This is a genomic window from Collinsella sp. SGI.241 (assembly GCF_050312955.1).
GTDB lineage: Bacteria > Actinomycetota > Coriobacteriia > Coriobacteriales > Coriobacteriaceae > Collinsella.
Genome location: NZ_JBNPKM010000017.1, coordinates 1 through 14369 on the forward strand (window position 1 = coordinate 1; position 14369 = coordinate 14369).

Consider the following 14369-nt stretch of genomic DNA (forward strand, 5'->3'; position numbering starts at 1 on the left):
TTGTAACCGGAGGCGCCTATAAAGGGGAAACGAGCTTAAAAAGCTACATTAGGCATTAAAGCGGCGGCGGGTAGCACCAGCGGCGATGGCAGCGGCACCCAGACCGGCGATGATCGTAACCTGAGCGGCAACGCTATCACCAGTGGTGGGAAGGGCAGCCTCGTCGGCCTTCTTCTCGTCAGCCTTCTTCTCGGCCTTGGCCGGAGTCTTGGTCGTCGCGGTGGTGTTCACCTGCTGCTGAGTGGGCTCAACATAGGGAACCAGCGAACCCAGGACCTTCTTGGCGGCCTCAAGCTGAGCCTGAGCCGTGGCCTCGGCCTGCTTGGCGAGCTGGAGCTCGGCATAAGCCTCGAGAGCATCGCTCTGTGCCTGCTCGTACTTGGCAGCAGCAGCCTTTGCCTCATCGGACTTAACCTCGGTGTTGGCCTTTGCGTCCTCGAGAGCCTGATCAGCCTCATCCTTTGCCTTCTGGGCGTCGGCGAGAGCAACCTGAGCAGCGTTGGCGGCAGCAAGAGCGTTGTCCCAAGCAGCCTTCTTGGCGGCAAGGGTATTCTCAGCATTCAAAGCCTCGTTCTCGAGGTCGTTGTACTCCTGGCCCAGCTTATCAGCCTTGGCGGCAGCAGCCTTGAGCGCAGCCTGGGCCGCGGCAACGATCTGCGGCTTCTTCTTGGCCGCAGCGAGAGCCTGGTTAGCCTTAACCTGCTCATCGATGGCAGCGTCACGGTCGGCCTTAGCATCCTCGGCAGCCTTAGCAGCCTTATCAGACTTGTTCAGAGCCTCGTTGTAAGCCTTACCAGACTTGTCCGCCTGGCCCATGGCAGCATCAAATGCATCCTGAGCGTCCTTGACAGTCTGCTCCTTGCCCTGAGCAGCCTTCAGGTCAGCCTCGGCCTGGGCCTTCTTGTCGGTCGTCTTGTGCCAAGCAGCCTTAGCCTCATCGGCAGCGGCGCGGGCGTCCTCGGCCTTCTTCTCGTACTGGTTCTCGTTGTACTCCTGGCCAAGCTTGTCGGCGTCGGCCTTGAGATCGTCATACTTATCGGCAAGCGCGACCTTATCAATCGCGGCATCCTTCTGAGCAGCGAGCTCTTCGAGCTCCTTGGTGCTCTCCTGAAGCGTTGCATATGCCTTGGTATTATCGTTCTGAGCCGTCGTGAACCTAGCCTGGGCACTCTCCACGTCAGCCTGAGCCTGCTGATAGCGTTCGGAGCTACCATCAGGACCATAGGCCTGGTTATACCAGAACTGCTCGCCCTTCGAATCACCGCTCTCGGTAGCAGAGAACATATTGTTCACATCGCTGTCAAAAACTGCCTTTGCAGCGGTGCAAGCATCCTTGGCGGCGGCGAGCGCTTCGTTGGCAGCCTGCAGCTCATCGATGGACTTGTTGTAGGCTTCCTGGTCCCTACGGACATCGTTGTTCTTGTCGGTCCACTTCTGATAGACCTCGTCGCGCGCAGCCTCGTTGGCCTTACGGTTAGCAACGGCAACCTGAGCCTCGTTGGCCTCGGCGAGCTTAGCGTCCCACTCGTTCTTCTTAGCAGTGGCAGCGTCCTCGGCCTTGAGAGCCTTGTTGTTAAGCTCATTGAACTTGGCAGCAGCCTCATCGTCAGTCTTGGTGGCAGCCTCAAGAGCAGCCTGGGCATCCTCGACGGAGGGAAGCTTCTTGGCAGCCTCGAGAGCAACCTGGGCGTCGTTGGCGGCCTCCAGGTCAGCCTTCATCGTCTTCTCGGCATCCTTGGCAGCCTGCTCAGCCTTAGCAGCAGCGTTGTCAAGGTCGCTCCACTCCTGATAAAGCTTATCGGCCTTCTTGGCAGCAGCGTCGTAGGCAGCCTGGGCCTCGTCCTCAGAAGTCAGGTTCTTGGCGTTCTCCAGAGCAACCTGGGCGTCGTTCTGAGCCTGTGCGGCGTCGTTCCACTCTGCCTTCTTGGCGTCGGCAGCGGCGCGGGCCTCCTCGGCCTTCTTCACGTACTGGTTCTCGTTGTACTCAACACCGAGTGCGTCGGCAGCGTCCTGGGCGTCCTTGTAAGCCTTCTCGGCCTCGTCCAGAGCGTCCTTGGCGGTGGCGAGCTTGGTCTCGGCCTCCATCTCGGCAGCGGCAGCGGCCTCGAGAGCCTTCTGGGCCTCCTGGTCGCCGGCCTGAGCCTCGTCGGCGGCAGCCTTAGCCTCGTCGTAGGCCTTCTGGGTCTTCTCGACGTTGGCCTTAGCCTCGTCGTAGGCCTTCTGGGCCTTCTCGACGTCGGCCTTAGCGGCGGCGATCTCTTCCTTGCTGGCCTGCTTCTGCTCGGCCTTGACATCGTCGTTGGCGTCGGTGCCGGACTCAGCGAAAGCAGCGGTCTGCAGGACCGGAGACAGTGCGAGGCTGGCGGTAACTGCCATGGTTACCGCAGGCTTAGCAAGATTGAGCTTGGGTTGCGCTTTTTTGTGCGCGGGCTGATACTTTGCCATGTTTTCCCCTTTGTTCAGAAACAGCCCGTCCCGAAAAAACGAGACAGATTTACTAATGCACGATTTATTTAAAAAGGGAAAAACGCGAATTGGTTGCGCAACCAAGCTATATCTAAGGTTTGAGACTTTTTTGCAAAAAAGTTTGCAAAAAGCTATTACACCATCCGTACGCTGGGGCAAAGATCTGCCAGCGGGCACTCGTCGCACTTAGGTTTGCGGGCATCGCAGATCTCGCGGCCAAAGGTGATCCACTGGTGGTTGACCGACTCCCAATACTCGTGCGGCAAGATCTTGAGCAGATCCTGCTCGGTCTTGAGCGGCTCTTTGGCGTGCGTCTTGGGACTCAGCATCAGACGGTGCGCGATGCGGTTGACGTGCGTATCGACCGCGATGCCCTCGACAATGCCAAACCCCACGTTGAGCACGATGTTCGCCGTCTTGCGCCCAACGCCCGGCAGCTTGACGAGTTCCTTCATGTCGGCCGGCACCTCGCCGCCGTAATCGGCGACAATCATCTGTGCGGCCTCCACGGCGTGCTTGGCTTTGCTCTTATAGAAGCCGAGCGACTTAATGGTATCTGCCACATCGGCAACGCTCGCCCCCGCCATGGCCTCGGGAGTGGGCCACTGGGCAAACAGCTTCGGCGTCACCTTGTTGACCTGCGCGTCGGTCGTCTGCGCCGAGAGCAACACCGCTATGAGCAGCCTATAGGGATTCTCGTGGTCCAAAAAACACTCAACCGGGCCATAGCGACGGTTAAGGCGCTCGCACACCTCAACGGCACGCTCGCGTTTGGCGGCATTGGTCTCGCGTGGCATAACGACTCCTCGGATCAGCGGCATAACTTACCTATGGGCACGATTGTCCCACGTATGGGGTCTTTACGCCTCCAAAAATGCGCCGGTCTGGCGGCCCCACAAGCTCGCATACTCACCGCCTGCCTCGACAAGCTGCGCATGCGTACCGTCCTCGACAATCTCGCCGTCCGCCAGCACCACGATGCGGTCGAGCGCCGCCACGGTGGACAGGCGATGTGCCACCACAATAGAGGTGCGGCCGCGCATCAGGTTCTCAAGCGCCTCCTGCACCAGCGCCTCGGACTCACTGTCCAGGGCAGAGGTCGCCTCGTCGAGCACCAGAATCGGCGCGTCGGTGAGGATGGCACGGGCGATGGCCACGCGCTGGCGTTGGCCGCCCGAAAGCTTAACGCCGCGCTCGCCCACCATGGTGTCAAAGCCCCGGGGCAGGCGGTCGATAAACTCCAGGGCATTGGCCAAGCGGGCCGCCTCGCGGATCTGTTCGTCGGTGGCGTCGGGGCGGCCGTAGGCGATGTTCTCGCGAATGGAGCGGTGAAACAGCAGCGCCTCCTGCGGCACGTAGGCAACCTGGCGGCGCAGGCTCTGCTGCGTGCAGCGCGAGACATCCTGACCGTCCACGAGCACGCGACCGCCCTGTACGTCGTCCAGGCGCAGCAGCAACTTGGTGAGCGTCGTCTTGCCCGAGCCCGATTTGCCCACCAGGCCCACGCGCTGGCCCGCCGCCACATGGAGCGTCAGGTCGTCGAACACGCTCTCGCCCGCCGCGGCGTCGCGGTATGCAAAGCTCAGGTGCTCAAAATCAATCGCGCCCTCGCCCACCTTGAGCTCGGGAGCGTTCTCGTCGTCTGCCACCAGACGCGGCTCGTCCAGCACGCGCGTCATCTCGGCCGCATCGCCCAGCGCGCGGTTGATGCGCTGCATCATGGAGCTTACGTAGTTCAGACGCATGGTGAGGTTGTACGTATAGGTAAAGATCATGACAAGCGAGCCGGCCGAGATGCCAAACCACGCGTTGCCGCCCGCCACAAACACACTCACCACGGCCATGGTGATGACGATAAGGCCCGAGGTCGTAAAGTTGCGCTGCATCATGGCGTGCATCGAAACCGTCTCGGCGTCGCGCGCGGCGCGGTCGGCAGCATCGAACAGGTCGCGCTCAAAGTCTTCGCGCCCACAGGTCTTGACGGCCAGGATGTTCGTGACCGCGTCGGACAGCACGCCCGACAGCTTGTTCTGCGCGGCGGACGTCGCGGCCGAAAGCGGCATGATGCGCTTATACATAAGCCAGACAAACGCGATGTAGACGACCATAATGCCCACCAGGATCACGGTAAACGTGGGCACCACCGGAGCGAGTGCCGCCACCGTGCAGACAACCGAGGTGATAGTGGGAATGAGCGAATACACCGTCACGTCCACCAGACCCGTGTAGCCGCTCATAAAACGGCTCGTCTGGCTCACAAGCGATCCGCCAAAACGGCTGGTGTGGAATGTCATGGATTGATTGGAGAGCGTGTCGAAGCACAGGCGCGCCAAGTGATAGTTGCCCGCAATCTCGAGCTTGTAGACGGTGTAGTCCTGCAGCTTGGAGAGGATTTGGCCCACTAGGTTAACGAGCACGAGCGCCAGAATGTAGGGGCCAAAGACCTCAAACACCCGGTCGCCCGCCACGGGGCCGGCCTGGACGCGGTCGACGATAAGCGCCATCACGTAGGTGTTGGCAAACGTGAGCAAAAAGATGTAGCCCGCCGACGAGAGTACCGAGAGAAAGACGATCAGCGGCTGCGTGCGCGTGACGTCCCAAAAACGCTGTAGCGTGCGGCGCACGGTTGAGCGTTTGAGCGGACTGGTGCTTCTCTGTGACATGGGCTTCCTTTCACATCTGGCGGAGCTAAACGTCATTGTTGCATACTAAAGCGCACTTCAGGCAAGCACGATGCGAAAAGCAGCGGGGCGCCCGCGTTTGCGCCGGTGCCCCACCGTCTTGTTGTAATTATTCCTCGTCTTCTTGGTCTGTGAGAAGGCCCGCGGGCGTGAGTCCCAAGATCTTATCAGCTTGGTCGGCGTCTTCCAGCGCGTCGATGTCCTTGAGTTTGCGCTCCATGACGTTGGTGCGCGTGGTGATGATGCCCTCGACCGTCTTTCCCGCGGTCTCGATTTGCTGCTGGGCGCGGCGCAGCGCCGCCTGATAGCGCGGCAGCTCGGCCTTGACGGCAGAAAGCACGCGCAGCACGTCATCGGTGCGTTTTTGCAGCCTAAACGTTTGGTAGCTCATCTGCAGGCTGTTGAGAATGGCCGCCATGGTGCTGGGACCGGCAACGTTGACGTGATAGTCGCGGCCCAGAGTCTCGATAAGCCCGGGGCGGCTGACGATTTCGGCGTACAGCCCCTCAAACGGCACGAACATGATGCCAAAGTTGGTCGTTGCCGGCACACTCAGGTACTTTTCGCAGATGTCCTTGGCCTCGCGCTTGACCATGGTGTCGAGCGTCTTACGCGCTGCGGCGACGGCCTCAGCGTCACCCGACTCCTGGGCGTCGAGCAGATGCTCATATGCGTCACCCGGGAATTTGGAGTCGATCGGCAGCAGCACGGGATCGCCCTCGTCTACCGGCAGCTTGACGGCAAACTCAACGCGCTCCGAGGCGCCGGGCTTGGTGGCGACGTTTTCCAGATACTGGTCGGGTGTAAGGATGTCCGCCAGGATTGCACCCAGCTGCACCTCGCCCAAAATGCCACGCGCCTTTACGTTGCCCAGCACGCGCTTAAGGTCGCCCACGCCGGTGGCGATGGACTGCATATCGCCCAGGCCCTTGTACACGGCCTCGAGCTGGTCGCTCACCTGCTTAAACGATGCCGACAGGCGATCGTTGAGCGTGCGGGAGAGTTTCTCGTCCACCGTCGCGCGCATCTGATCGAGTTGCACGTTGTTGTCTTTGCGGATAGCACCCAGCTGGGCATCGACCGTCTCGCGCACCTTGTCCAGGCGGTGCTCGATGCCCTCGCGGTTGGCACCGAGTTGTTGGGCCGTCTCGCGGCGCAGGTCATCCATCCGGTCACCAGCTTGCGAAAACTCGCGTGCGATGTTCAGGTAACGTTGCTGCTCCACGGCCGCATCTGTCGTCTGCTGCTGCGCGATGGCATTGGCCGTGCGGCGGGTTTCTGCCAACGCGACGTTCAGGGCATCGAGCGCGTTGTTGGCCTGCTCGAGTGCCGCCATCGCCTCCGCACCGCCATCGCTGCGCTCTCGCAGCTCGGCGCGAAGGCCCTTGAGCTGCAGGGCGCAAGCCACAGCCACTCCTACCGCTACCAAGGCGATCACGACCAGCACAATATCAACAGCAGACATAGACTCCGCCCAACAAACCCAATCGAACAATAATCGAACCGCAATCAATCTTACCCTGTCATATGCAGCGCGTGGCCGGCGGCGCATCAAGTTACCTTTGCGCTATGAATACTGGCACGCTAACTCTCCCAGCCGGCGCGGATGGTTGTTACGACATCGCCCAGGCGCTGGCCGAGAGCTGTTAAATGTTGGAGCACTTCGCTGGGCGAAGCGCCGTTGAGAATGCACGTAAGGGCATATGAGGCCAAGAAGATTGCCGCGAGTCCCAACGGGATCAGCACGATCATCGCCAGCGTACGCAGGCGCTGGGCCCAGCGACGGCGACGCGCACGACGCTTGTCGAACGCAAGCTCCTGCGCATATGAATCTTGCTGTACGGAATAGGCTCCTGGGTCCACCTCACCCGCAGACGATACCGCGGGCGCGGCGTTTTGCGCAGGAGGCTGGACGGCTGCCCCTTGCATTTGCATCTCCATAAGCCGCTGCTGTTGGCGCAGCATGCGCTCGGCTTGTTGCTGCGGGGTCTCAAGAAACAGATCCATGTTGGCCTCCTCAATAGGAGCATTCGATGCTTGCGCCCAGCATCCCGCACCATCGCGGCCGCGGCAATGAAATCCGCGGCAATAGCCGCAAAGATTCTTTTGTCAGAAAACTGTCGAAAAGTTCAACAACTCCCCTACCAGCACTTTCTTTGAGCTTTTTTCGCCAGCAATCTTTTGCCCTCTCGCCCTTGCGCCATCCGACCAAAACCTAACCAAAAGCTTGACGGAAATTGTGAAGACAGGGACCCCAAACAAAACGTGCCGCCCCAAAAGGGGCGGCACACAAACTAATCTATTAGCCAAAACTCGTTGGCAAGCCCGCGCCACGCGCTAGTAGTTCACCACCTGCTCCTCAAAGTACGCCTTGGGATGGTTGCAAACCGGGCACACCTCGGGCGCCTTGGCACCAACATGCAGGTGCCCGCAGTTCAGGCACTTCCACACCTTTACGCCCTCGCGCTCAAACACCTCGCCCGATTCAATGCGCTCGACGAGCTTGTTATAGCGCTCCTCGTGAGCCTTCTCGACAGCGCCAACGCCACGGAACTTCGCGGCAATCTCGGCAAAACCCTCCTCTTCGGCGGTCTTGGCGAACTCGTCATACATCGTGGTCCACTCGTAGTTCTCGCCCGCGGCGGCATCGCGCAGGTTGTCCAGCGTATCCGGAACAGCACCGTCGTGCAGGTACTTAAACCACAGCTTGGCATGCTCGGACTCGTTGCCCGCCGTCTCTGCAAAGATATTCGAAATCTGAACGTAGCCGTCCTTTTTGGCCTTGGATGCATAGTAACGATACTTGGTGTGCGCCTGGGACTCACCGGCAAAAGCGGTCTCGAGGTTCTTCTTGGTTTGAGAATTCTCAAAATCCATAGGTGTACTTCCCTTCAATACGCGCCGACCATAGACTTTGAGCGGCATTGCCTTTAGGATACCCTCATGCCGAGAATCTAAACCTTACTATCCTGTTCTGCAAATTCGCGTCATCACACACTCAGCCAGCGCTCGCCTTCGGCACGACAAAAGCCTTCGCGCTCCAGGTCGGCAAGAATGCCCGCAATAAAATCGCAACCAACCGGTTCGCGACCCGCTGCGGCCTCCATCTTGTTAACGCCTGCAACAGCTTCAACAAGCGTTATGCCCGCCGGCTGTCCGTCGCGGGCTGCAAGCAGCATGCGCACGATATGGGCACGCTTTTGCCGACGCGAGCCCTCAAACTTGGACTGGCGGCTGTAGCCCGCCGAGCGCCTAGACGGATTGGGCAGCGTCTTTTTAAGATACGCGCCGTAATCCAGCAGCGCGTAATACCACGCGCGCGGCGTATCGGCATCGTCGAGCGGCACGGCAAAGGGAGCGGCCTCATCCGCCGCCGCACCGGGCGCCGCCGGGCAGGCCGCCTGGATCAACGGCACCAACTCGCGATCGGGAACAGACGGAACGTCAGGAAAAAAGTGATGCAGAAAGACCGTGCGCACATTGGTCTCCAGGTACACTCCCGGAAGATCAAACGCAAACGACCGAATGCCCTGCGCCGTTGCGGGCCCAATACCGGGCAGCGCGACCAGGTCGCGTGTATCACGCGGAAACTCCCCATCCCAGTCCTCCACGAGTCGCTGCGCGGCCTTATGGAGCGCCAAAGCACGGCGGTTGTAGCCCATGCCCTGCCAAGCGTCCAAAACATCAGAAGGAGCGGCCTGGGCGAGAGAATGCACGGTCGGAAAGCGGTCGAGCCATGCCGGCATGCGCATCTCTACGCGTGGAACCTGCGTCTGCTGCAGCATGACCTCGGAAAGCCAGATGATGTACGGGTCGCGTGTGCGGCGCCACGGAAGGTCGCGATAACGCAGAACCCCTTCCGAACGAATCATCGAACGAAAGGGGTCCTGAATCATAGCTATACTCCTTATGCGGCGCTACTCCTCCCGGCAAGCACACGCGCAAACGGCATACTCGGGAAAGGCGTCGCGGTCGGCGAACTTGGGATCGACGGCGGGGAACTGGCGGCGAGCGACGACATCGTCCAGCGAAACGGAATCGAGGTAGTCACGCATCAGCGCCTGGGCCCCAGCCCACAGGGGATGATAGCAGCACGTGCCCCTGCGTGCACAGTCGCCATCGAGTGCCGTGCAATCATTCATAACCATAGGGCCCTGAACGGCCTCGACGACCTGACGGATAGTGACCTCGCTCGGGTTGACCTTAAGACGCATACCGCCGTGGACGCCACGCAGGCTCTCCACAATACCGGCCTGAACCAAACCGTGTTGGATCGAGCGGGCAAACGAATACGGAACATTGACCTCTTCGGCAGCAGTGCGAACAGAAAGCAACCGCTCCGGCTCCTCGGCAAGCATCGCAAGCATGCGGAGGGCATAATCAGTCTTCCTCGATATGTCCATGTTTCCCCTTTCAAGGAATACGAACAGCTCGAACGGGCTCCGGGGCCGAGCTTACGTCGAGACGCTAAATAACCGCCGGGACAACCAAATAGTGAATTAGATGTCCGCTGAAGGTCGAATCCAAAGCAAATTGCATCAGATTAGGCCTGCAGTGGAATTTAGTATAACCTAACCCCCTGTTTCATTGAACGAGTGTTGCGCAACAAACCCCCCTTGTTTAAACCGATATACTTAATTCATTTCCGCATCTCGGAAGCAAGGAGCTGAATGAAAGGGACGGCCGAGCGGTTGTCCTATTAAACGCAAAAAGCCACGTCCGAAGACGTGGCTTTAATTGCGTTGGCGGGAAGTACGGGGCTCGAACCCGCGACCTCCGACGTGACAGGCCGGCGCTCTAACCAAACTGAGCTAACTCCCCAGGCAGTCGTTCGCGTTTGTTTCCGCTCGCGTGCGCTGCGGGGATTAGTATACACAGAAGTCTGTTCGCCGCGCAACAACTTTTTTGAAAATATTTTTTGGGTCCCTCCGGGAGGGTCTCCGGGGCCGGCTGGCGCGGGTTAAGTTTGCTGCTCTACAGTCCTGCGCAAGACGGAAAGCACATTAAGTGCTTTCCTTTGCCTGCGGAACTCGCGACAAACTTAACCCGCGCCAGCCGGCCCCGGAGACCCTCCCTGCCGTCACTATGTTCAACCAGTTTTGCGGGCGTGCGCCGCTGCGCGGCTAGCCCGCGTGCTCCTCGGCGGGGTTGGTCTGATTGTTCTTGTTGAAGCTCGGCCTTTGGCTCAAAGAAAAACGGGGGATGCAATCTGCATCCCCCGTTTTTGTTGCGTTTACTCTAGGTCAATAAATTTGGTGCTGAGAATCTTGCCGTCTTTGACGAGCATTCTGGCCATGGTGGGGCCTCGGGTGCCTCTGGGGTAGCTAGCACTACCGGGGTTGAGGACCAAGCAGCGGCCCACCTGGGCCTCTTTGGTTACGTGAGTGTGACCGTTGATGGCTACGTCCACGGATCCCACCGGGAGGTCTTCGCGGTAGTGGGCTACGGCAAACTTAAGGCCCTCGTAGCTAAAGAGCGCCAGACGGTCCACTTCGGGGCCGTAATCACAGTAGTAGTCGTTATTGCCCAGAACCGCTCGCACGGGGGCAATGGTTCGCAGATGTTCGTAGTCCATCTCCGACGTAAGATCGCCGGCATGGATAATCAGGTCCGCGCCGCTCAACTCATCTAAAAGCGCGGGCGACAGATAACCGTGGGTGTCCGAGATGATGTCGATACGCTTGGCGCTTGCACTGTTCATGGGATCCCTTTCGCAAAACGATTTGGTGCATTCATACAAAAGCCCCGCGGCTCCGCAGACGATTTTGGTCTACAGGGCTGCGGGGCCGGTGTGCTAGAGGCTCAGGGCCTTCTTGAGCGGTACGACGCGACGGCGCGAAACCGGTACGCGTTCGTCGACGCCCGTAATGCCCAGCTGGATAGCGCCCGAGGGGACCGTCTCGACGTCGGTAACACACGCCAGGTTAACGATATAGCGGCGGTGAACGCGGAAGAAGCCAAAATCACAGAGCTTGGCCTCGAACTGTGCCAGCGAGGTCGTCGACAAAAAACGGTCGTCGACGGTATAGATACAGGAGTAATCGTCCTTGGCCATAATGAAGCGAATGTCGTCCACGGGGATGAGCACCTTGCGGCCGCCCTTCTCCACCGGGATGCGCTCGATGGTCACCTTGCTGTCCGCAACGGGCTTCGTGCGCTGCATGACCTTCTCGATTGCACGATCCAGGCGGGCTTCCTCTACCGGCTTCATCAGATAGTCGACGGCATCCACATCAAACGCCTCAACCGCATGATCGCTGTACGCGGTCACAAACACGATCGCCGGCGGATTCTTAAGCTTATGCAGCGCCTCGGCAAGTTGCAGACCCGAAGCGCCAGGCATCGAAATATCGAGGAATACGACATCAACGCGACTCTCCATAAGCATCTCGATGGCGGAGCGAACGCTCGACGCTTCTGTGATCGTGCCGATCTTGCCCGTCTGCTCGAGCAAGAAGCGAAGTTCCGAACGGGCCGGGGCCTCATCATCCACAATCATCGCACGCAGCATGGGGATAAAACCTTTCGTCAACAAACTACATCGGGCATACGCCAACCGGCGTTAAGCCCGTGACCAATTATTCTACTCTTGAATGTCGAAGATGCTCTCCGACAAATCGAGATGTAGGAGCACTTTAGCGCCCTTACCCGGCGCCGATTCGACGCGCGTATAGGAGTGCGGCCCATAAAAGCGATGAATGCGCTCCGAAATATTGTGCATGGCAACGCCGGCGCCGCCACCCTGCGGGGAGCTGGCGTCGGGACGGGCAGAGCGCTCGTCAAACAGTCTGGCAGCGATGCCCTCGTCCATGCCCACACCGTCATCGGCCACCGAAATCAAAATCGCATCGTCACCATCTCTGCGGACCGTCACGTCAATCTTCAGCGCACTGGCATCACCCATGCCGTGACGCACGGCGTTCTCGACAATCGGTTGGATCACAAATGCCGGAACCAGCGTGTCCTCGACGTCCTCGGACACGTCAAAGGTCGCCAGCACGCGATCCTCGCCAAAGCGCGCCTTCTCAAACGTCAGGTAGCGCTTGGTCTGTGCGACCTCGCGCGACACGGGAATGAGCGAGCCCGAATTGTCGAGCGTTGCGCGATAGAACGAGGAGAACTCGCGCAGCAGCTCGCGGGCGCGCAGCGGGTCGGTACGCGTAAACGATGCGATGGTGTTGAGCGTGTTGAACAGGAAGTGCGGGTTAATCTGCGCCTGCAGGGCACGCACCTCGGCACGGGCCGTGAGCTCCTTTTGCACCTCGAGCTCGTGAATGGCGAGCTGCGTGGACAGGATTTCGGCAAAACCCGAGGCGAGCGCATACTGGGTACGGTCGACGGCACGCGGGGTCTGGTAATAGAACTTGAGCGTGCCGACGGTGCGGTCACCTACCTTGATGGGTGCGATGATGCCAGCGGGGACCTGGTTGTGTGAGCCATCCGAACCCACCACGTCCACCACGCGGTTGAACGACTGGACGATACCGTGTTCGATGACGTAGCGCGTGGCGAGCGTATGAATGGGAGAATTGGGCAGCAGCTTTTCCTCAAACTCGCCCGCGCAGGCCAGTACGTTGCTCTCGTCGGTAACGGCAACTGTCATGGCGCGTGTCTCGGGCAAAATGCGCTGGCACACCAGACGTGCTGACTCCTGCGTCAGACCGCCTTTAATGTCCTCGAGCATGGCCGAGGCCACCGAGAGCGTCTCCTCGGTGTACTGCGAGCGAACCGAATCGGGATTGAGCGTCAAAAAGATAAAGATACACAGGAAGATGCATAGCAGCGTACAGGCGACCACGGTCGCGATTGGCTCGATTCCAGTCGCCAGGGCAAAAACAAAGTACACCAGCACACAAATGGCGCAGGATACGGCAATGATGCGAAAGATTGACATTGAACTATCGCGCTGGGCGCGGCGGTCGATCATTCAGTCCCCTCCAGGATGCTGGTCAGCTGGGCGTCACGCCAGAGCCCATCCATAATCTTGGGCCAGAAGCTCTGGAAACGCAGGTAGCTTGCGGCGTTTTGGCGTGCGTAGGTCCTGGCCTCGTCAATACCGTGGCGCCAAATGCGTAGGTATCCCTCGTGCTCGCGGGTAAAAATGCTGCGGACCATGGCAGTCTTACGCACGCGATCGTCAAGCTCGCGCGAAATCCACGGGCCCGGATAGGGCATGAGAGACGCGGCTGTAACGGGAATGAGCTCTTTCTGATGCGCGGCAAACATTAGCTTGGCACGTTCGTAGTACCAACGGTACACGTCCTGCATAAAGCGCGGCGAGCGTTTCTCGGACTCGGGCGGCAGATGGCGCACGGTCCACTCGTTATCAAACCATACGTCGTAGCCAAATATGCGCATATTAAAGAGGTAGTCCAGGTCCTCGCCACGAGTGATAAACGGGTCAAATGCCACGCGGGTAAAGGCGCGGGCATGGAGGGCCATAAGGCCGCCGCACACATAGTTTGAACGCGAAATACGGGTACCCGAGAGCGCCTTTTTCATCCAGCGATTGAACTCGATACGCTTGGTCCACCAACGGTGGCAGATGCCCACCTTGTCCGTGGGGGCCAGCGGCGATCCGTCTTGATCGTAAAAGTAGCCGCTCTTAACCAAGATCGGCAGGCCCTGACGCGTCTGCTGCCCCAACGCGTAAGTCGCGCGTTTCATAAAGTCGGCATCGATGACAGTCTCGTCGTCATCCAAAAAGATGACGGCATCGTGACCCAGCACGGCGGCACAGGCAAGTCCCATATTGCGGATGGCGCCATAGCCGCGCAGGCTCACGCATTCTCCCGAACCCTTGGGCGCAATCTGCGCTACGCGGTCGGCGATACGCGATGCCTGGGTATTGGTGACTACGGTAACTTTGAGCGTAGGGTGCGCGTCGACGATTTCGCGTACGCGCTTCGACACATCCGCCGTGGCCGAGATGGGACAGACCACCAAAAGGATGATTCGCGGAATATCGCGTACCTGCTCGAGCGAAGCAAGACAGCGATCGAGCTCGGGATTGGTGGCGTTGAGCTTCGTCGAGTGGTCATAGACACCGGGAGCGTTTGCATGGGCATCATCGCCCGCCCAATATGTTGGAATCACAACCGTGGCGTTCATGCCTTCCCTCCCTGCAACACAAAAACGAGGCGCCGCCAAACACAGGCGACGCCCCGCGACCTAGCTGATTCCATCATACCCACTTGGGCAAATCATTGCTCGCAAGTCGCA

The 14369-nt window shown here is 59.5% G+C and carries 13 protein-coding genes and 1 tRNA gene; 1 reads left to right on the forward strand and 13 read right to left on the reverse strand.

Annotation, left to right across the window (positions count from 1 at the left end; all coding sequences use genetic code 11):
- Window positions 1–48 precede the first annotated feature (48 nt).
- The 5 genes from ACQQ92_RS07640 to ACQQ92_RS07660 form a co-directional block, all read right to left on the reverse strand.
- The gene (locus ACQQ92_RS07640; protein WP_427796175.1) at window positions 49–2445 is read right to left on the reverse strand and encodes a hypothetical protein; all 2397 of its coding nucleotides are present in this window, start codon (window positions 2443–2445) and stop codon (window positions 49–51) included.
- A gap of 155 nt (window positions 2446–2600) precedes the next feature.
- Window positions 2601–3263, reverse strand: a complete 663-nt coding sequence (gene nth / locus ACQQ92_RS07645) for an endonuclease III (protein ID WP_427796176.1) — start codon at window positions 3261–3263, stop codon at window positions 2601–2603.
- Window positions 3264–3326: 63 nt separating this feature from the next.
- Window positions 3327–5129, reverse strand: coding sequence for an ABC transporter ATP-binding protein (locus ACQQ92_RS07650; protein WP_427796177.1), 1803 nt, complete (start codon window positions 5127–5129; stop codon window positions 3327–3329).
- A gap of 127 nt (window positions 5130–5256) precedes the next feature.
- The gene (locus ACQQ92_RS07655) at window positions 5257–6612 is read right to left on the reverse strand and encodes a DNA recombination protein RmuC (RefSeq protein ID WP_427796178.1); all 1356 of its coding nucleotides are present in this window, start codon (window positions 6610–6612) and stop codon (window positions 5257–5259) included.
- A gap of 119 nt (window positions 6613–6731) precedes the next feature.
- Entirely contained in the window at window positions 6732–7154 is a 423-nt protein-coding gene (locus ACQQ92_RS07660) for a hypothetical protein (protein WP_154518493.1), read from the reverse strand.
- A 26-nt stretch (window positions 7155–7180) separates the two neighbouring features.
- Here ACQQ92_RS07660 and ACQQ92_RS07665 point away from each other — a divergent pair, with 26 nt between their 5' ends.
- Window positions 7181–7366 (forward strand): hypothetical protein, encoded by a 186-nt coding sequence (locus ACQQ92_RS07665; protein ID WP_154518490.1) that lies wholly within the window; start codon window positions 7181–7183, stop codon window positions 7364–7366.
- A 118-nt stretch (window positions 7367–7484) separates the two neighbouring features.
- Here ACQQ92_RS07665 and rbr read toward each other — a convergent pair whose 3' ends face one another.
- From rbr to ACQQ92_RS07705, 8 genes are all read right to left on the reverse strand, one after another.
- Window positions 7485–8024, reverse strand: coding sequence for a rubrerythrin (gene rbr / locus ACQQ92_RS07670; protein WP_154518486.1), 540 nt, complete (start codon window positions 8022–8024; stop codon window positions 7485–7487).
- Between the two features lie 113 nt (window positions 8025–8137).
- A complete protein-coding gene (locus ACQQ92_RS07675) occupies window positions 8138–9043 on the reverse strand; it encodes an adenine glycosylase (RefSeq protein ID WP_427796179.1) in 906 nt (301 codons plus the stop codon).
- 21 nt (window positions 9044–9064) lie between these two features.
- Complete coding sequence (locus ACQQ92_RS07680) at window positions 9065–9550, reverse strand: RrF2 family transcriptional regulator (RefSeq protein WP_154518481.1); 486 nt, start codon at window positions 9548–9550, stop codon at window positions 9065–9067.
- Between the two features lie 340 nt (window positions 9551–9890).
- A tRNA-Asp gene (locus tag ACQQ92_RS07685) sits at window positions 9891–9968 on the reverse strand.
- Window positions 9969–10380: 412 nt separating this feature from the next.
- Complete coding sequence (locus ACQQ92_RS07690; RefSeq protein WP_427795256.1) at window positions 10381–10848, reverse strand: metallophosphoesterase family protein; 468 nt, start codon at window positions 10846–10848, stop codon at window positions 10381–10383.
- A 93-nt stretch (window positions 10849–10941) separates the two neighbouring features.
- Window positions 10942–11658, reverse strand: coding sequence for a LytR/AlgR family response regulator transcription factor (locus ACQQ92_RS07695; RefSeq protein ID WP_154518646.1), 717 nt, complete (start codon window positions 11656–11658; stop codon window positions 10942–10944).
- A gap of 72 nt (window positions 11659–11730) precedes the next feature.
- Complete coding sequence (locus ACQQ92_RS07700; protein WP_427796180.1) at window positions 11731–13074, reverse strand: histidine kinase; 1344 nt, start codon at window positions 13072–13074, stop codon at window positions 11731–11733.
- Window positions 13071–14258 carry a glycosyltransferase gene (locus ACQQ92_RS07705; RefSeq protein ID WP_427796181.1) on the reverse strand — a complete coding sequence of 396 codons (1188 nt, stop codon included), beginning with the start codon at window positions 14256–14258 and terminating at the stop codon, window positions 13071–13073. Before ACQQ92_RS07705 ends, ACQQ92_RS07700 begins: the two co-directional genes overlap by 4 nt.
- Between the last annotated feature and the right edge of the window lie 111 nt (window positions 14259–14369).